The sequence below is a fragment of the Nocardiopsis sinuspersici genome (assembly GCF_001998325.1).
GTDB classification, from domain to species: domain Bacteria; phylum Actinomycetota; class Actinomycetes; order Streptosporangiales; family Streptosporangiaceae; genus Nocardiopsis; species Nocardiopsis sinuspersici.
Genome location: NZ_MCOK01000001.1, coordinates 1639600 through 1657202, shown reverse-complemented (window position 1 = coordinate 1657202; position 17603 = coordinate 1639600). Strand labels below are relative to the sequence as shown.

The window sequence follows — 17603 nt, the reverse complement described above, 5'->3', positions numbered from 1 at the left end:
CACGATGACACGCGGCCATCTGCGCGTCTACCTGGGTGCGGCACCCGGTGTGGGCAAGACCTACCGGATGCTGGACGAGGCACACAGGCGCCGCGACCGCGGCGCCGACGTGGTGATCGGTTTCGTGGAGAGCCATGGCAGGACGCTGACGCAGGCCATGGTCGACGACCTGGAGGTCGTTTCGCGCGCGGTGCTCACCCACCGGGGGGAGCGGTTCGAGGAGATGGACCTGGACGCGGTGCTCGCCCGCCGCCCGCAGGTCGTGCTCGTGGACGAGCCCGCGCACGACAACGCCCCGGGAGCACGCAACGCCAAGCGCTGGCAGGACATCGAGGCCCTGCTGGAGGCGGGCATCACGGTGCTGTCGACGCTCAACGTCCAGCACCTGGAGTCGCTCAACGACGTCATCGAACAGATCACCGGCGTCCGCCAGCACGAGACCGTGCCCGACGCCTGGGTCCGCGAGGCCGACCAGATCGAACTCGTGGACATGACACCCGAGGCGCTGCGGCGCCGGCTGGCGCACGGAAACGTCTACAGCCTGGACCGGATCGACGCGGCGCTGGGGCGGCACTTCCGGATCGGCACGCTGACCGCCCTGCGCGAGCTGGCGCTGCTGTGGCTGGCCGGGCGCGTGGACGACGAGCTGGAGCGGTACCGGGCCGAGCACGCCGCGGCCTCGGAGTGGCACCCCCGCGAACGCGTGGTCGTGGCCCTGACCGGCGGCCCCGGCGGGGAGGCGCTCATCCGCAGGGCCGCCCGCCTCGCCGGCCGCAGCCGGGGCGCCGACCTGCTGGCCGTGCACGTGTCCCTGGGCAGCAGCCCGGTGGGCGCGGACCCCGCCCTGCTCGCCCGGCAGAGGATGCTGGTGGAGGACCTGGGCGGCACCTACCACCAGGTCCTGGGCGAGGACGTTCCCAGCGCGCTGATCGCCTTCGCCCGGGGTGTCAACGCCACCCAGCTGGTGGTGGGCGCCAGCAGGCGCGGCAGACTCGCCAACCTGCTGCGGCCGGGGGTCGGGGTGACCACCACGACCCTGTCCGGGCCGATCGACGTCCACCTGGTCACCCACGAGGAGGCGAACAGGCCACAGCGCCGCCCCAGGGCGGGGTCGGTCTCACGGCGCCGCAGGATCGCGGGGTACGCGCTGGTGGTCGCCGCGCTGGCACTGCTGGCGCTGGGAACCGGCCTGCCCCGGGGCGAGGACTACCTCAGCAACGGGATCCTGCTGGTCTTCGCGACGGTGACGGTGGCGGCGCTGGTCGGAGGGCTGTGGCCCGCGCTGGTGGCGGCCTTCAGCGGGTTCGTGCTGCTGAACCTCTTCTTCACCGAGCCCTACCAGACCCTGTTCGTGAGCCACCCGCGCAACGTGCTCGCCCTGGTGGTGTTCGTGGTCGTGGCCGTGGCGGTGAGCGTCGTGGTCGACCAGGCGGCGCGGCGCACGCGGGAGGCGGCGCAGGCCAGCGCCGAGGCCCAGACGCTGGCCACCATGGCCGGGAGCGTGCTGCGCGGTTCACGGCCCCTGAAGGCGCTGCTGGAGCGGTTGCGCGAGACCTTCTCCCTGGAGTCGGTGGCCCTGCTGGAGCGCAGGCCCGGCACCTCCGCGCGCCCCGACAGCCGTCAGGACCCCGACACCTGGGAGACGGTCGCCTCCGTCGGGGACCGGCCGTGCGAAGCCCCGGGCGAGAGCGACGTGGACGTTCCCGTGGACGAGTCGCTGACCCTGGTGCTGCACGGGCACCGGCCCCGCGCGGGCGACCGGCGCATCATCGAGGCGTTCGCCGCCCAGGCCGCCGTCGCCCTGCGCCAGGAGAGGCTGGCCAGGGAGGCGGCCACGGCCGGGCCGCTGGCGGAGGCGGACCGGATGCGCACCGCGCTGCTCGCCGCGGTCAGCCACGACCTGCGGGCACCCCTGGCCTCGGCCAAGGCGTCGGTGACCAGCCTGCGCAGCCGGGAGGTGCGCTTCAGCGAGGAGGTCCAGGCCGAGCTGCTGGCCACGGCGGACGAGTCCCTGGACCGGTTGTCCCGACTGGTGACGGACCTGTTGGACATGAGCCGCCTGCAGGCGGGTGTGCTGGGTGTGACGGTCACGGACCTGTCGCTGAGGGAGTCGGTGTTCTCGGCCCTGGACGAACTCGGCGAGCAGGGGCACGAGGTGCGGGTCCGGGCCCCCGAGGAACTGCCCCCGGTCGTGGCCGATCCGGGCCTGCTGGACCGGGTCCTGGCGAACGTGCTGGGCAACGCACTGCGCTTCAGCCCGTCCGGCCGGCCGCCGACGGTCACCGCCTCCTGGACGGGCGACCAGGTGGAACTCGTGGTCGCCGACCACGGCCCCGGGGTTCCCGAACAGGAGCGCGAGCGCATGTTCGTCCCCTTCCAGCGGCTCGGGGACACCGACAACGAGAGCGGCCTGGGGCTGGGGCTGGCGCTCTCGCGCGGGCTGATGGAGGCCATGGGCGGCTCGCTGGAACCGGAGACGACCCCGGGAGGCGGGCTGACCCTGCGCCTGACCCTGCCCACGGCGCAGGCCCCCTCCCGGTGACGGCGCGCTCCCACCGCCGGGGAGCGGCACGGGCCGACCGGCGCCGCCCCGCCGACCGGGCGGCTCCCGCGCTCACACGGGCAGGTCGCGGCGGCGCAGCGCCCACACCCCCGCGGCCGTGAGCGCGGCGGCCAGGGCCACGAGCAGCGCGTGGGCGGCCGGGACCGACTGGTAGTAGGGATTGACGTGGGCGAAGGGCGAGACCAGCAGGAACAGCGCCTCCGGCACCAGCCCGGCCTTGACCGCGACCTCGGTCAGGATCCCCACGGCGAGCACCGACCAGCCCACCGCCGCGCACAGGCGCGGAACCGCCCCGTGGGCCAGGACCGTGACGGCGACGACCACCCACACGGCCGGGGCCAGGGACAGGGTCAGCGCGGTGAACCGCGCGACGCCGGCCCACACCTCTCCCCCGCCCGCACCCGAGCCCGCGCCCACGGCGGCGCCGAGGACGAGGAGCAGGACCACGGGCGCGGTGAAGGCGGCGGCGGCGGCGTGCGCCAGCGCCCAGCCGGTCCGGCCCGTGGGCCCCGCCAGCAGCAGTTCGCCCGTTCCGGCGCGCTCCTCCTCCCGCACCCGCAGGGCCGTGAGCACGGCCTGGGCCGCGATCGGGAAGACGAACGCGAAGACGACGTAGACGAAGAAGGTGTCGGCGGGCGCCACGTGCAGCTCGGCGGCCATCGCACGCACCCAGGGCATGTCGGCGTACTCGGCCATCGCCCCGGCCCCGGCGTAGCCCACCGCCAGTCCCGTGACCGCGACGGCCGACGCCCACACCAGCAGGGAGGCCCGGTCGAGCCGCCACACCAGGGCGGGCACCGATCCCAGCCACCGCTTGGCCCGCACGGGGCCGCCCCGCCGGGGAAGCAGGCCCGAGCCCAGGTCGCGCCGGTCGGCCAGGGCGAGGGCCGCCGCCGCGGCCAGCGCGACCCAGACCGGGACCGGGGCCAGCGCCCACCACCGCTCGTCGGCGAAGGGGCGGACGTTCTCCAGCCACCCGTTGGGCACCAGCCAGGTCAGCCACAGCGCCCGTCCGCCCGCCAGCGCGCCCAGCCCGCGCACCATGTGCATCGCGTAGAACACGCCCAGGGCCAGGGCCGCGGCGGCCCCCGGGCCGGTGGCGAACTGGACCGCCACGGCTGCCAGCCCCGCACCCACCCAGGCCGCCGATGCGGTGACCAGGGCCAGCGCGACCGCTCCGGCCGCGGGCAGTCCGGCGGCGAGCAGACCGCCCGCCACGACCGTCGCGAGCACCGCCCCCGAGGCGAGGGCCACGGCCAGGGCCGCCGCCAGGTCCGCGTGCCGGCCCAGGGGCGCTCCCGCCAGCAGTTCGCGCCTTCCCGAGGACTCCTCGGCACGGGTGCCGCGCACCACCAGCAGGACCGCGCCCAGGGCGGCGCACATCGTGGCGGCGGCGAACGCCTGCTGGGCGGCCAGGGCCTCGGCGCCGGCCGAGAAGGCCCGGCTCTGGAACAGGACGAACACGGGCACGGTGCGAAGCTGCTCCCAGCGCTCCTGCCGCGCCTCGGGTGTGGGATAGGTGGCTTCGGCCGCCGCCACGCCGCCGAGGACGATCCCGGCCGTGGCGGTCAGCCAGACGGCGATCAGGACCCGGTCCCGTCGCAGGGCCAGCCGCACCAGGTGGCCCGTGCCCGCGGGGAGCACGCCCCGCCCGGCCGGGCGGGGCCGGTCCGTGGCCGCCCGCGCGCTCATCGGTCCTCCCCCGTGCCCGTGCCGACGCCCTCCCGGGGCTCCGCGGCGTAGTGGCGCAGGAAGAGCTCGTCCAGGGTGGGCGGTCGCGCGGTGAGGTCGCGCACGCCCAGCTCGGCCAGGCGCGCGCACAGGGCTCCCAGCGCCTCCGGGTCGGCGTGCAGGCGCACACTCGGACCCTCCACGGCCAGGTCGTGCACCCCGGGCAGGCCGCTGAGCCCGTCGGGGGGACCCGTGAGCCGCGCGGTGACGGTGACGCGGGACAGGTGGCGCAGTTCGGCCAGCGTCGCGCTCCGTACCGTGCGCCCGGCGCGGATGATGCTGACGCGGTCGCAGAGCGCCTCGACCTCGGACAGGATGTGGCTGGAGAGCAGGACAGTGCGTCCCCTGGCCCTCTCCTCGGCCACGGTCCGGCGGAAGACCTCCTCCATGAGCGGGTCCAGGCCCGAGGTGGGCTCGTCCAGGACGAGCAGTTCGGTGTCGGCGGCCAGTGCGGCCACCAGCGCCACCTTCTGCCGGTTGCCCTTGGAGTAGGCGCGCCCGCGGGTGCGCGTGTCGAGCTCGAAGCGGTCCACGAGTTCGGCGCGGCGCCGCGGGTCGGTCCCGCCGCGCACACGGCCGAGCAGGTCGAGGATCTCCCCTCCGGAGAGCCCGGGCCACAGGGCGACGTCGCCGGGGACGTAGGCCAGCCGGTGGTGCAGGGTCGCGGCGTCGCGCCAGGGGTCGCCGCCCAGCAGCCGTGCGGTGCCGGAGTCGGCGCGGGTCAGTCCGAGCAGGACGCGGAGGGCGGTGGTCTTGCCCGCGCCGTTGGGTCCGAGGAAGCCGTGGACCTCCCCGGTGCGCACGCTCAGGTCCAGGCCGTCCAGGGCCGTGGTGGAGCCGAAGCGCTTGACCAGGCCGAGGACGTGGATCGCCTCACTCATCGCTGTTCTCCCGTGGGGGTGGTGGGGTGGGGGCGGTGCCGTCGGCGGGCAGGGACTCGGCGAGCCGCCCACCCTGCTCTCCGGTGAGGAAGTCGGCCATGGAGGTGTAGATCCCGACCATGGCCGTGCCGATGCGCGGGACGTGCTCGGGGGCGAGCGGATCGGCCCCCATGCGCCGGGACATGTGGGTGTGCAGGACGAGGGTGCCCAGGTGCATGGCGCTCATGACGGCGGCGGCGTCGCGGGTGGAGCGGGCGCCCGCGGGATAGCGGTCGGGCCAGCGCTCGGCGAGGAAGCGCTCGGTCAGGTCGGCCCCGGCGTCGAAGAGGTCGGAGGCGGAGCGCGAGCCCTCCACCAGCGCGCGGGCGAGGTAGCGGACGCTGGCCCCGCCGGCCTGGTACATCGAGGCCGCGAAGCCCGGTGCGGCGGCGTCCTCCTCCATACCTCGCCGGGCCTGTTCGAGCAGGGCGCCGATGGCGTACGCGTCACAGGCCTCGCGCAGGCCCTCCTTGGAGCCGAAGTGGTGGCGGATCAGGCCGGTGGACACGCCGGCCGCGGCGGCGATGGCCTGGACGGTCGCGCCCCTGACGCCGCGTTGGGCGAAGACCTCCAGCGCGGCGTCGCGGATGCGCGCCCGCCCGGTGAGGTCCTCGTGCGGATTGGGTGGTGTGGAGCTCATACCCTCAGACTACACGCTCGTGTAGCAAACTACACGTATGTGTAGCACGCATTCCGGACAAGGCCCGCCCTACTCTTGAAAACAAATATCTAAAGTGTTTTCATGGTTCCAAGCCACCAAGCAGAACGGAACACCTCCCATGGACCTGTTCACCGACTTCCTCGCCTGGGCCTGGCCGCGCCACCTCAACCCGCTGAGCTGGTACGTCCGGCCGCTGTTCTTCCTGCCCATCGCCTACTTCTGCTGGACGCACAGGCCCGTCCTGCTGTCCCTGACCATCGCGGCGATGCTGTCCAGCTTCTTCTGGTTCCCGGCGCCCGAGAGCATCGACCCGGCGATGGCCGGGGTCCTGGAGATGGAGAGGAAGCTGTTCGCCGACCCCACCTGGGTCACCTGGGCGACCCTGCCGCTGGTACCCGCGCTGCTGGGCTCGCTGTGCGCGGCCTTCTGGCACCGCTCCCTGGGATGGGGACTGATCGTGATCAACGGCGGCCTGGCACTCAAGATCGCCTGGACCGTCGCCAACTCCGGACAGGACGGCCTGGCCACCCTGCTCCCCCTGGGCCTGGGCATGGTCGTGATGACCGCGGCCGTGGTCGCCGTGGCACGGTGGCGCTCGCTCCCCCTGTCCCTGACCGGCGGGCACCGGAACGGGGGGCGGGAGGAGCACGCACCGGCCACCGCACGGTGACCGGGAACCACCGGCCGAGGAGGAGACCACCATGCCACCCGCGTTCTCCGAGCAGGAGAAGGAACGCATCACCGCCCTGCTGCTGGAGTCCGGCCGCGCCCTGTTCACCACACGGGGCCTGCGCAAGACCTCCCTGGAGGAACTCGTCGCGCCCGCCGGCATCGCCAAGAGCAGCTTCTACGTCTTCTTCGACTCCAAGGAGGCCCTCTACCTGGAACTGATGCTGCGCCAGATGGCCGAGGTCAGGGAGCGCGTCATCGACGGGGCCCTCACCAGCACCGACGACGTACGGGAGGGGCTGCGGCGCTTCCTGCGCGCCAGCCTGGACGAACTGGGGTCCAACCCCCTCTACGGACGGCTCATGACCCACCCCGAGGAGATGGACGCGGTCGTCCGCAAGGTCGACCCCGCCCGGGTCAACGCCTCCCCCGACAACCCCGCGAACGCCCTCGCGGAGTTCGTCGCGGCCGGGCTCGGGAGCGGGGACCTGGTGAAGGCCCACCCCGCCGCGATCACCGGCGTCATCCAGGCGGTCCTGCTCCTGCCCATGAACGCCGACCGCCTGGCCTCGCCCGAGCACTACCCCCAGACCCTCGACCTGCTGGTCGACATCGTCGCGCGGGGCCTGACCCCCCGAAAGGAATGAACGGCGTGCACGTCCTCCTCCTCACCCACGGCACCCGCGGAGACGTCCAGCCCTTCCTGGCCCTGGCCCGGGCACTTGAGGCCGCCGGGCACACCGGCGTGGTCGCGGGCCCCGCGGCCTCCGCCCCGCTCGCCGCCGAACACGGCGTCGCCTACCGCCCCGTGGACGACGGCCCCACCGCGCTCATCGGCGACCCCGAACTGAGCGGTGTGATGGACACCGGCCTGCGCGGGCTGCGCGGCGCCGCCCACACGGTCGCGCTCCTGCGCAGGATCACCCCGCTCATGCGGCGGGTCCACGACGACATGGTCCACGTCGTCGACGGGGGCGCCGACCTCGTCGCGCACCTCCCCGGCATGCCGGGAGGGCACGTCGCCGAACGCCTGGGCGTGCCCTCGGTCCCGGTGGCCCTACAGCCCTCGTGGGTGTCCACCCGCGCCTTCCCCGCCCCCGGCGTGCCCTGGCCGTCCTGGCTGCCGGACGCGCTCAATCCGGTGACGTACCGGCTCACCGCCCTGGCCCTGCGCGGCCAGCGCTCGGTGGCCGAGGAGTTCCGCGTGCGCGGGATGGGGCTGCCCCCGCGACCGGGGCGGCACGACCCGCTGCGCCAGCCCGACGGGACCCCCTCCACCGTCCTGCACGCCTTCAGCCGCCACCTGCTGCCCCCGCGGACGCACTACCCGCCGCAGGTGCACACCACCGGCTTCTGGTTCCCGCCGCCGGACCGGGAGTGGGAGCCCTCCGCCGAACTGGAGGAGTTCCTCGGCGCCGGGAGTCCGCCGGTGTTCGTCGGCTTCAGCAGCCTGCCCACCGCCGACCCGGCCGCCACCGGGCGCATGGTGGCCGCGGCCGCCCGCCGGGCGGGGGTGCGCGCCGTCCTCGCCTCCGGATCGGGCGGCATCGCCACCGAAACGGACTCCGCGGCGGACGGGGACCACGTCCTGACCATCGACAAGGCCCCGCACGAGCGGCTCTTCCCCCTCTGCTCGGCGATCGTGCACCACGGCGGGGCCGGAACCACCGGAGCCGCGCTCGCCTCGGGCCGGCCCCAGGTGGTGTGCCCCTTCTGGGGCGACCAGCCCTTCTGGGCCCGGCGGGCCCACGCCGCCGGTGCCGCCGTCGCCCCGCTGCGCGGCCAGCGGCTGACCGAGGACGCGCTGGCCCGGGCCCTGTCCCGCGCGGTCGGGGACGCGCGAACCGTGGAGCGGGCACGCGTCCTGGGCGAGCGGGTACGCGCCGAAGGCGGTGCCCACGCGGCCGTGCGCCTGCTGGAGCAGGTCGCCGGCCGGCGGGACACCGCCTGAGCCACAGCACCCGTACGGCGCACGCCGGGTACGCCCCGAAGGATCAGCCCCGACGGGACTCGATGGCCTCGATGACCCGTGGACGCAGTTCCGCGGCGCGGATGACCGCGTCCACGGAGCCGACCTCGACCGCGCGCCGGATGTCGTGCACACGGTCGAAGTCCGCGGCCACCTCGCCGAGCTTCTCCACCCGGACCGACGAGCGCAGCTCGTCCAGTTCCGCGGTCAGCGCGGCGCGGTCCGCACCGGAGGCTGCGGCGACACGGGCCTCCAGTTCCCGCACGCGCGGGTCGGCCGCGGTACGGGCGTTGACGTCGCCGGAGAAGACCACCGCGGCGGCGGGGGCTCCGCCGAGCACCGAGGCGAACGAGCCCTCCAGCGCGAGCACGGTCATGTTCGGGTTCAGCGCCTTCGAGAACACCACGAACGCGCCGCCGTGGTAGCGCGAGATCACGCAGAACACGATGGGCCCCTGGAAGTTCACGATCGCGCGGCCGATCTCGGCACCGTACTCCAGTTGCAGCCTGCGCATCGACTCCGGTGAGCCGTCGAAGCCCGACAGGTTCGCCAGCACCACCAGAGGCCGGTTGCCGCTGGCCGCGTTGATCGCCCGCGCGGCCTTCTTCGACGACCGCGGGAACAGCGTGCCCGCGGTGTAGGTGTCCGGGCCGTCGGTGGGCGGGAAACCGCGCCGCTGCACCGACCGCGACTCGATGCCGAGCAGGCACACCGGCGCACCGCCGAGGTGCACGTCCTGCACCACCGCGGTCTCCGCGTCGGCCATGCCCGCCCAGCGCTCCAGCACCGGGTGGTCCTGGTCGGCGAGCGCCCGCATCACGGTCCGGATGTCGAAGGGCTTCTTGCGGTCCGGGTTGGCCTCGGCGGAGAAGATCTCGCCGACGGTGGAGAAGTCGCTGCCCTCCATGACGTGCGGGAAGTCGGAGACGTCGCGGTCGACGGAGTCGGTGGTCGTCGTCCGCCGCGGCGCCTCCTCGCCCGGTGCGACGTAGGTGTGGGCGTAGTGCGACATCAGCACGTCCCGTGCGGCGGCCAGGTTCGGCGCCCAGTACTGCGCCTGCCCGTTCGGGCCCATCACCCGGTCGTAGCCGCCGATGCCGAAGTTGTCCTCGGCCGACACGCCGCCGGAGAAGTCGAGCGACTGCTTGCCCGTGAGCACCATCGCCGAGTCCGGCGTCATCACCAGGATGCCCTTGGTGTGCATGAGCATCGTGGCCTCGGCGTTCCAGTACGGCTGCGCGCCGACGTTGATGCCCGCGACCACGATGTTGATCTCGCCGCCGTCCTGGGTGAACTCCACGATCCGCTTGAGCGCCGCGGCCACCCAGTCCATGTTCTCGGTGCCCGACTCCATCGAGATGCGGGCTCCGGCGGAGAGCGCGTACCACTCCAGCGGCACCCGCATCCGCTCGGCCAGGTCCAGCGCCGCGATCACGCGGCGGCACTCCGGCTCCGACAGCGCGCCGAGCGACTTCGTCGGGTCGCCGAGCAGCACCACCCTGGTGACGCCCTGGGGGTGCCGCGGGGTCGGCGTGGTGACCACGCCCGCGACGATCGCCGCGGTGTTGCGCCCCTTGGGCCGGTCGACCGGCACCAGCACGTGGTCCTCGTCGAGGTCGTGCTCGACGAAGTCGCCGAGCAGGCCGGTCAGCTCGTAGGGGTACACCGTGTTGCGGCTGCTCGCGCGCAGCACCTTCTGCCGGTAGTCGTCGACGGGCTCGATCGGCTCGTCCGACGGCTCGCTGACGGTCAGCTCGGTGCCGCCGGCGGCGTCGAAGGAGATGCGCACGGCGACCTTGGACAGCTCACCGGTCCCACGGTCGCGCTGTCGCGCGATGAACAGGATCTCCTCCAGCCCGGCGCCCGCGGTCGTCGGCAGCACGCGCCCGCCGAGCATCTCCAGCTCCGCGCGGGTGATGTCGATCGGCGGCCAGACGTAGACCACGATCCTGTTGGTGTTGAAGCGCCTCCTCGACGGCCGCTGCGCCTGCGCGCGGCGGATCGAGTCGAGGCAGGCGGCGATGGTGTTCTCGGCCGTCGGCAGCGCGACCAGCCTGCCGTCGTGCTCGCGCAGCTCGGTCAGGTCGCGTACCTGGGCGAACGCGACGAGGCGGTCGTCCGAGGGGTTCTCCCGCGCCACGCACTGGAAGAGGTAGACCTCCTCGTCCGCGGACGGCAGCCGGGTCAGGTCGAACTTGCTCAACCGCTCCAGCTGCATGCGCCGGGCGATGTGGGGGTGCAGGCCGCGGATCAGCCGGTCCTCGGCCATCCCGGTGTCCGACGGGCGGAACGTGAAGTGGTGGTGCATCACCGCGCCGCCCCTGCCCGCGACGGTGGTGGTGATCCGGCGGACCCGGTTCGGCAGCGGGTACACGCTGAGGGCCTCGTGCAGGGCGGCCGCCATCGCGTCGGAGTCCTCCGGCTGCTTCTCCCAGGCGAGGTAGATGTCGGCGTCGACGTCCTCCTCGCCGTTGGCCAGCTCCGCGAGCCCGCGCAGCGCGCCGCCCAGCGCGTCGAAGCTCACCGCGGAGGAGGCCACGCGCGAGCCCGCGCGTTCGGCGACCACGAACGTGCAGTCCGCGACCTCGCTGGTGCGGACACTGGTGAGGCCCTTGTTGCCGTAGTAGCGCCGGGTCAGCACCTCCAGCATGACCGAGTTGTCCAGGTCGGCGCGGACGAGCCGCTGGCCGAGCAGCCGGACCAGCGGCTCGGTGCTGCGCACCATCTCGGCGATGCGCTCGGCGCGGTCCGGCGCGTCCGGGTGCGCGTCCAGGTGGCGCAGGTGCCTGCGGACGCCGGCGTAGACGCGGGCGCGGTTGCGGCGCAGCAGCGGCTGGCCGAACCAGGCGAAGACCACGCCGCGCGCGAGGTCGGCGACCACGGGGAAGCGGACCTGCGTCGCGGCCACCAGCCGCTCCAGCGCCAGACCGGCGGGCTCGCGCAGCGCCTCGTCCGGCGGCGGCTCCCGCAGCCACGTGCGCAGCAGCGTCGTGACGACCGTGACGTCGGCGGACACGCGCTGTTGGGCGAGGAAGATCCGGAACACCGCGGCCTCGAGCTCGGGGGAGCGCTCCAGCTCGGTGACCCCGTAGTGCCCCAGCACCCTGGCGAGCTTGGTCTGGAAGGACGCGGGCAGCCCGGCCCGCTCCACGTCGAGGCTCTGCAGGTAGGTGTGGAAGTACTCGCGGGGACTGTGCACGTGGTTGTCGCCGTCGCCGCCGTCCTCACCCGCGGGCCGGTTGCGGCTCAGCTCGGCGAGGTCGGTGAGCACGCCGACGAGCTCCAGCTCCTCGGCCAGCGGCCGGTGGCCGCCCTCGGCGACCGCCCGGCGCGCGGCGAGGTAGTCGTCGATCACCCGGCGCTCGTCGTGCGGGTCGACGTCGAAGCCCAGCAGCAGGCTGCGCAGGTCCTGACGGCCGCGCGTGAGCCGCTCCCGCGCCGGAACCTCCCCGGCCGCGGCCGGCAGGTCCAGCTCGACGGACTTGGAGGCCGAGGCGTTCTCGGCCTCGGCGTCGTCGGCCAGCGGCTCCAGCCGCAGCAGCGGGGCACCGGTCTCCACCTGGCTGCCCACGGACACGACGCATTCCCTCAGCCGCGCCCTGAACGGCGCCCGCAGCACCGTCTCCATCTTCATGCTCTCCAGCACCAGCACCGGTGCGTCCGCCTCGACCTCGGCGCCGACCTCCAGCGGCGTGGCGACGACGAGTGCGGGCGCGGGCGAGCGGAGGACGCCGCCCTCGTCCCGGCTGACCCGGTGCGTCACGCCGTCCACCTCGACCAGGTGGATCGGCCCGTGCGTGTCGGTGAGCAGGCGGTACCGGGTGCCGTTGACGACGATCCGCCCGGTGTACCGGTCGAAGCGGTTGAGCTCGACGTCGGCGGTGCGCACGTCCCCGCCCGCCTCGACGCCGACACGGAACCGGTGCGCGCCGACCCGCGCGACGCGCACCCGGTAGCCGGCTCCACGCAGCTTGAGGTCCAGCGGACGGCCGCTCTCGTGCTGTACCTGGGGACGTCCGCCGAACGCCGTCGACAGCAGCCGCTGCTGCTCGACGCGCTCCTCCTCCTCGTAGGCCTCGATGGCGGCGGCCGCCAGCGCGACGGCGGAGTGCCGGTGCGAGACGAGTCCGCCCTCACCGCGGACGCGGTCGATCCAGCCGGTGTCCGCGCTGGCGTCGATCACCGCGGGCTGGTCGAGCAGGTCCAGTACGAAGCTCTTGTTGGTCGCGCCGCCCTCGATGACCACGGTGGTCCGCGCCATCGCCCGGCGCAGCCTGCCGAGCGCCTCCTCGCGGTCGCGGCCGTAGGCGATGATCTTCGCGATCATCGAGTCGAAGTCGGCGGGGATGGTGTCGCCCTCGCTGACACCGGTGTCCACGCGGATGCCCGGTCCGGCGGGCAGGTCCAGCCGCACGATACGGCCCGGGGAGGGCGCGAAGTCGCGGTCGGGGTCCTCGGCGTTCAGCCGGGCCTCGATGGCGTGCCCGCGCTCCGCCGGGCGCTCGCCCTCCAGCCTGCCGCCGGACGCCACGTGCAGCTGCGCCTTGACCAGGTCGAGCCCGGTGGTGGACTCGGTGATCGGGTGCTCGACCTGTAGACGGGTGTTGACCTCCAGGAAGGCGAACAGCTCGTCACCGGGGTGGTAGAGGAACTCGACGGTCGCCGCGCCGCAGTAACCGACCGCGACGGCCAGCCTCTCGGCCGACGCCTTGAGCTCCTCCGCCTGCGCGGCGCTGAGCACCGGCGACGCCGACTCCTCGATGACCTTCTGGTTGCGCCGCTGCACCGAGCAGTCGCGCACGCCCAGCGCCCAAGCGGTGCCCCCGCCGTCGGCGATCACCTGCACCTCGACGTGCCGTGCCCCGGTGACCAGGCGCTCCAGGAACACGACGCCGCTGCCGAACGCCCGCGCGGCCTCCTGGCTGGTGCGCTCGTAGGCGTCGGCGAGCTCGGTCTCGTCCGTGACCACACGGATGCCGCGCCCACCGCCGCCCGCGGTCGCCTTCAGCATCAGCGGGTAGCCGATCTCGGTCGCCGCCGCCAGGGCGTCGTCCAGGGTCCGGACCGCGCCGCGGCTCCACGGCGCGACCGGAACGCCGACCTCCTCGGCGATCAGCTTCGCGCCGATCTTGTCGCCGAGTCTGCGCATGGCCTCGGCGCTCGGTCCGACGAAGGTGACGCCGATCCTCTCGCACAGCTCCGCGAACGCCGGGTCCTCCGCGACGAAGCCCCAGCCGACCCACGCGGCGTCGGCGCCGGTCTCCACCAGCGCGCGCTCCAGCGCCTTCAGGTCGAGGTACGGCCGCGCGGACGCCGGACCCAGGTCGTGGGACAGGTCCGCCTCACGGACGAAGGCGGCCGTGCGGTCGACGTCGGTGTGCAGGGCGACGGTCTCGATCCGCTCCCCGGTCTCCGCGGCGAGGTCCCGTACGGCGTGGATGAGCCGCATGGCGGCCTCACCACGGTTGACGATGGCGATACGACTGAACAACCCGACCGAGCCTCCTGTAGACCAACGATGTGCGACACCGCGACACGACGGTCCCGGCACTGTTCCACCCTCTCGTCTTCTGGTCCGCGGCGCCATGTCGAAGACAACGCACTCTGGGCGGTCCCAGTTGTGGAGAACGACCAAAAGCCGTCTGGCGTCCACCCTGACCGGACCGGGAAGGAGGGCGGCGTCACGTTTTCGCCCCTGCCGCGGCGCGGGCCCGACGCGGCCGGTACGTACCGGCCGGTGACGCGGCGCCGCGACGCGTGCGGTCCGAAGGACGGAGGGAGGGAACCGGCCCTACAACGCGTGCAGGGAGCGCCAGGTCCGCCTCAAAAGTACCGCCGACGCCGCGGCGGTCACGACCGCTCCCCCGGCCAGGCACCACCACGGACCCAGGGGACCGGATGCGTACCCCGGAAGGGCCAGTACCGGCCACGCCGGAGGAAGGACGAGCAGGGCCGACGCCCACGGCTGTGGCAGGGCCCACAGCGCCACCGGGACCAGCACCATCACGGCGCCGAGGCCCTTGACCACCACGAGGGCCTCGACCTTGTTGGCCGCCAGCGCGGTCATCCCCGCCAGCAGCAGGGCCGACTGCGCGGCCGCCAGGATCAGGGCCACGACCGTCCCCGCGGACCACCCCGCCGCCATCAGCCCGCTCAGCGGCAGGGCCACGGCGAGGCCGACCAGGGAGGCGGCGGTGACGGCCGCCAGGCGGTAGGCGAGATAGGCCCGCAGCGAGAGCGGGGACACGCGCAGGACGAGCAGGACGCCCTCGTCCCTGTCCTCGACCGCGCGCAGACCGCCCACAACCCCGAACATCATGGGCACGTGCAACAGCACCAGCGCGGCCAGGACCGCGGGCGTGTGGGCCACCAGGTCGAAACCGTGGGAGTCGGCGAGGAAGTCCGCGACCGGCGGGAACGCCAGCCGGATGAGCAGGGCCAACAGCACGGGCGCCACCAGCATCACCAGCATCAGCGGCCCCCGGCCGGTGCCGAGGAGGTCGACGCGGACGAACCCCGCCACCGCCGGGAGGGCGCCCCTCCCGGCGGCCCGAGCCCTTCCGACGGCCCGAGCCCTCCCGACAGCGGGGCCCCGCCCGGACGGCCCGCGCGTGCCCGTGGTCCTCCGCCAGGGCACGCAGGACCCCTCCTCACCGCGCTCGACGCCCCGGCGGGCGACCTCGGCCGCGGCCACCGCCCACACCAGGGCGTAGAGCACACCGGCGGCCACGACGAGCGGCTCCTGCCCCGGCGAGCGCGGGTCGATCCCCCAGCGGATCAGGTCCGCCCCCACGGTGGTCGGCACCAGATAGGCCAGCGGATGCGCCACGGCCCCCGAGACGTGCAGCAGCGGGACCAGGATCAGCGGCGCCACGGCCGGGGGCAGCGCCACGAGGAAACCCGACAGGTCCCGTGCCCGCGCACCGGCCGCCAGGCACACGGTGAGCAGCACCAGGGAGGTCAGCGCCACTCCGGACAGGGACACCCCCAACGCCCATGCCGTGTCGGCGGGCCGCCCCCGCACCGACACCGCCACCATCGGCACGGCGATGAGCAGGGACAGCGCGGTGAGCACCGTGAGCTTGGCCGCGACCGCCTCGGCGGCGCGCAGCGGGGTGGCGGCCAGTGCCCGGCGCGCCCCCTCGGTCCGCTCGAACAGCAGCAGGGCCACCACGAACAGCGCCCCGAAGCCCGCCGTGTCGACGAAGAGAAGATAGGGCGCCACCACACGGGCCGCGCCCTCCGGAACCGCGAACAGGACCAGGGTCCACACCACGCCCAGGCCCACGGCCACGGGCACGACCCCGTAGCGCCGCTCCACCCGCCACTCCAGCGCGGTGGCCGCCGACAGGCGCCTCACAGCTTCTCCCTGGTCACGGCGGCGAAGACCTCGTCCAGCGACGCCTCCCGCGTGTGCAGGGTCTCGACCGCGCCCCGCGCCAGCAGCCGCTGGAGTTCGGTGTCGCCGGTCAGGGCGCCCATGGGGAACTCCCGCGTTCCCTGCCCCCGCACCTCGGCCACGAGCCCGGGCCGCCCGTGGTCGAGCCTGAACCCGCGCGGGGTGTCCACCGCCGCGATCCGCCCCCGCACGACGAAGGCCACCCGGTCGCACAGCAGGTCGGCGGTGGCCATGTCGTGCGTGGTGAGGAAGACCGTGGCACCCGCGTCGGCGGCCGCGCGCACGACCCCGCGCAGCAGGGCGGCGCGCACCGGGTCCTGGCCCGACGTGGGCTCGTCCAGGAACAGCAGGTCGGGCCGGTTGACCAGGGCCCGGGCCAGGTTCAAACGCATGCGCATGCCCTTGGACAGGTCGTCGGCCCGCCGGTCGGCGGCCTCCGACAGGTCCACCCTGGCCAGGAGCTCGTCCGGGTCCTCGACCGGCCCCCGGTAGAGCGAGGCGAAGGCCGCCAGGTTCTCCCGTGCGGTGAGCCTGCCGAACCCCGCGGGCAGCTCGAACCCGACCCCCACGCGCTCGAAGTAGTCCTGCCCCCACCGGCGCAGCGGGCGCCCCAGGACCCGCACCTCGCCCTCGTAGCGGCGCAGGAGGCGGGTCAGCACCTTCTGGGTCGTGGACTTCCCGGCCCCGCTCGGGCCGAGGAAGCCGAAGACCTCGCCCCGGGACACCGAGAAGCTCATCCGCTCGACGGCGGGCGCCTCGCTTCCGGGGTAGCGGACACCCAGGTCCTCGACGGTGACGACCTGCTCGGCCATGGGCACTTCTTCCTCACGGGGGAACGGCCTCGGCGAGGCCGTCTGGCGTCCCATTGTCCACCGCCGGGGCCGGGCCGCCCGGGCGAGCCCGGACGAAGTCCGGGAGCGGGACGGGCGGCGGCCCGGAGGACGCCTCCCTGCGCCGCCCCGTGGGCCGCGGCCATCCCGGGGACTACGGCTTGGGCACCCGCCGGGCGACATGGTCGGGCACCTCCACACCCGGTGCCAGGTCCGGGGCCGGCTCCGGCTCACCGAACACCTGCCGCACCGGCAGCACACCCGCCCACACAGGCAGGCCGTGGTCCTCCTCATCGCCCGACGGAGGCCCGGTGCGCACCTTCACCGACGCCTCCTCCAACGACAGCGCCAGCACGCGCGTGGCCGCCATCTCCTTGGCGCTCGGCCGACGGACCACGTCCCACTGCCCGGGAGCCAACTGCTCGGTCAGCGCGCGCAACCCCTCCCACCGCTCCCGCTCGTCCGTGACCACGCGCGGCACACCGTAGACCACGGCGGAGCGGTGGTTGACCGAGTGGTGGAAGGCCGACCTGGCCATCACGACACCGTCCAGCAGGGTCACGGTGACGCACACCTCTCCGCCCGCGCGCAGCGACCGCGCCCCGGTGGAACCGTGCAGGTAGAGGGTGTCGCCGACGCGCCCGTACCCGGTGGGCACCACCATGGGCGCGCCGTCGACGACCACCCCCAGGTGGCAGACCATCCCCGCGTCCAGCAGGGAGTACAGGTCCGCGCGGTCGGTCCGGGCCTTGTGCTTGCCGCGGCGGAGTCTGGTGCGTTCTGTGGTGGAGAGCATGGCGCTAGCCTAGGAAGCAAGTGGACACCCGACCATGGCCACTTCTTCCCGAAAGCGAAAGACCA

At 74.1% G+C, this 17603-nt stretch carries 11 protein-coding genes; 4 read left to right on the top strand and 7 right to left on the bottom strand.

The features are described 5' to 3' along the window. The first annotated feature begins 4 nt into the window (after positions 1-4). Positions 5-2542, top strand: coding sequence for an ATP-binding protein (locus NOSIN_RS06960; protein WP_077689949.1), 2538 nt, complete (start codon positions 5-7; stop codon positions 2540-2542). 72 nt (positions 2543-2614) lie between these two features. Here NOSIN_RS06960 and NOSIN_RS27980 read toward each other — a convergent pair whose 3' ends face one another. Genes NOSIN_RS27980 through NOSIN_RS06945 form a run of 3 tightly spaced genes read right to left on the bottom strand, consistent with a single transcriptional unit; the run spans position 2615 to position 5854 of the window. Beyond that, positions 2615-4255, bottom strand: coding sequence for an antibiotic ABC transporter (locus tag NOSIN_RS27980; protein WP_077689948.1), 1641 nt, complete (start codon positions 4253-4255; stop codon positions 2615-2617). Continuing rightward, on the bottom strand, positions 4252-5175 hold the full coding sequence (locus NOSIN_RS06950) for an ABC transporter ATP-binding protein (protein WP_077689947.1): 924 nt from the start codon (positions 5173-5175) through the stop codon (positions 4252-4254). The genes NOSIN_RS27980 and NOSIN_RS06950 overlap by 4 nt, the downstream gene beginning before the upstream one ends. Next, positions 5168-5854, bottom strand: a complete 687-nt coding sequence (locus tag NOSIN_RS06945; protein ID WP_077689946.1) for a TetR/AcrR family transcriptional regulator — start codon at positions 5852-5854, stop codon at positions 5168-5170. Before NOSIN_RS06945 ends, NOSIN_RS06950 begins: the two co-directional genes overlap by 8 nt. A gap of 139 nt (positions 5855-5993) precedes the next feature. Between NOSIN_RS06945 and NOSIN_RS06940 the strand changes: the two genes are divergently transcribed. From NOSIN_RS06940 to NOSIN_RS06930, 3 genes are read left to right on the top strand one after another with little or no spacing between them, the layout of a single operon-like run. Continuing rightward, complete coding sequence (locus NOSIN_RS06940) at positions 5994-6545, top strand: hypothetical protein (protein ID WP_077689945.1); 552 nt, start codon at positions 5994-5996, stop codon at positions 6543-6545. Positions 6546-6576: 31 nt separating this feature from the next. After that, entirely contained in the window at positions 6577-7191 is a 615-nt protein-coding gene (locus NOSIN_RS06935) for a TetR/AcrR family transcriptional regulator (protein WP_077689944.1), read from the top strand. After that, complete coding sequence (locus tag NOSIN_RS06930; protein ID WP_077689943.1) at positions 7188-8495, top strand: glycosyltransferase; 1308 nt, start codon at positions 7188-7190, stop codon at positions 8493-8495. Before NOSIN_RS06935 ends, NOSIN_RS06930 begins: the two co-directional genes overlap by 4 nt. Before the next feature lie 43 nt (positions 8496-8538). Here NOSIN_RS06930 and NOSIN_RS06925 read toward each other — a convergent pair whose 3' ends face one another. From NOSIN_RS06925 to NOSIN_RS06910, 4 genes are all read right to left on the bottom strand, one after another. Continuing rightward, positions 8539-14004 carry an ATP-binding protein gene (locus NOSIN_RS06925; RefSeq protein WP_077689942.1) on the bottom strand — a complete coding sequence of 1822 codons (5466 nt, stop codon included), beginning with the start codon at positions 14002-14004 and terminating at the stop codon, positions 8539-8541. A gap of 300 nt (positions 14005-14304) precedes the next feature. Beyond that, complete coding sequence (locus tag NOSIN_RS06920; protein WP_077689941.1) at positions 14305-15873, bottom strand: fluoroquinolone export ABC transporter permease subunit; 1569 nt, start codon at positions 15871-15873, stop codon at positions 14305-14307. Then, positions 15870-16724 carry an ABC transporter ATP-binding protein gene (locus NOSIN_RS06915; protein WP_077689940.1) on the bottom strand — a complete coding sequence of 285 codons (855 nt, stop codon included), beginning with the start codon at positions 16722-16724 and terminating at the stop codon, positions 15870-15872. Before NOSIN_RS06915 ends, NOSIN_RS06920 begins: the two co-directional genes overlap by 4 nt. A gap of 172 nt (positions 16725-16896) precedes the next feature. Further along, positions 16897-17538 carry a pyridoxamine 5'-phosphate oxidase family protein gene (locus tag NOSIN_RS06910; protein WP_077689939.1) on the bottom strand — a complete coding sequence of 214 codons (642 nt, stop codon included), beginning with the start codon at positions 17536-17538 and terminating at the stop codon, positions 16897-16899. Between the last annotated feature and the right edge of the window lie 65 nt (positions 17539-17603).

What these genes read in the sequence shown, in the direction of transcription:
- NOSIN_RS06960 (WP_077689949.1), top strand. Translation starts at nt 5, where the DNA reads ATGACACGCGGCCATCTGCGCGTCTACCTGGGTGCGGCACCCGGTGTG.
- NOSIN_RS27980 (WP_077689948.1), bottom strand. Translation starts at nt 4,255, where the DNA reads ATGAGCGCGCGGGCGGCCACGGACCGGCCCCGCCCGGCCGGGCGGGGC.
- NOSIN_RS06950 (WP_077689947.1), bottom strand. Translation starts at nt 5,175, where the DNA reads ATGAGTGAGGCGATCCACGTCCTCGGCCTGGTCAAGCGCTTCGGCTCC.
- NOSIN_RS06945 (WP_077689946.1), bottom strand. Translation starts at nt 5,854, where the DNA reads ATGAGCTCCACACCACCCAATCCGCACGAGGACCTCACCGGGCGGGCG.
- NOSIN_RS06940 (WP_077689945.1), top strand. Translation starts at nt 5,994, where the DNA reads ATGGACCTGTTCACCGACTTCCTCGCCTGGGCCTGGCCGCGCCACCTC.
- NOSIN_RS06935 (WP_077689944.1), top strand. Translation starts at nt 6,577, where the DNA reads ATGCCACCCGCGTTCTCCGAGCAGGAGAAGGAACGCATCACCGCCCTG.
- NOSIN_RS06930 (WP_077689943.1), top strand. Translation starts at nt 7,188, where the DNA reads ATGAACGGCGTGCACGTCCTCCTCCTCACCCACGGCACCCGCGGAGAC.
- NOSIN_RS06915 (WP_077689940.1), bottom strand. Translation starts at nt 16,724, where the DNA reads ATGGCCGAGCAGGTCGTCACCGTCGAGGACCTGGGTGTCCGCTACCCC.
- NOSIN_RS06910 (WP_077689939.1), bottom strand. Translation starts at nt 17,538, where the DNA reads ATGCTCTCCACCACAGAACGCACCAGACTCCGCCGCGGCAAGCACAAG.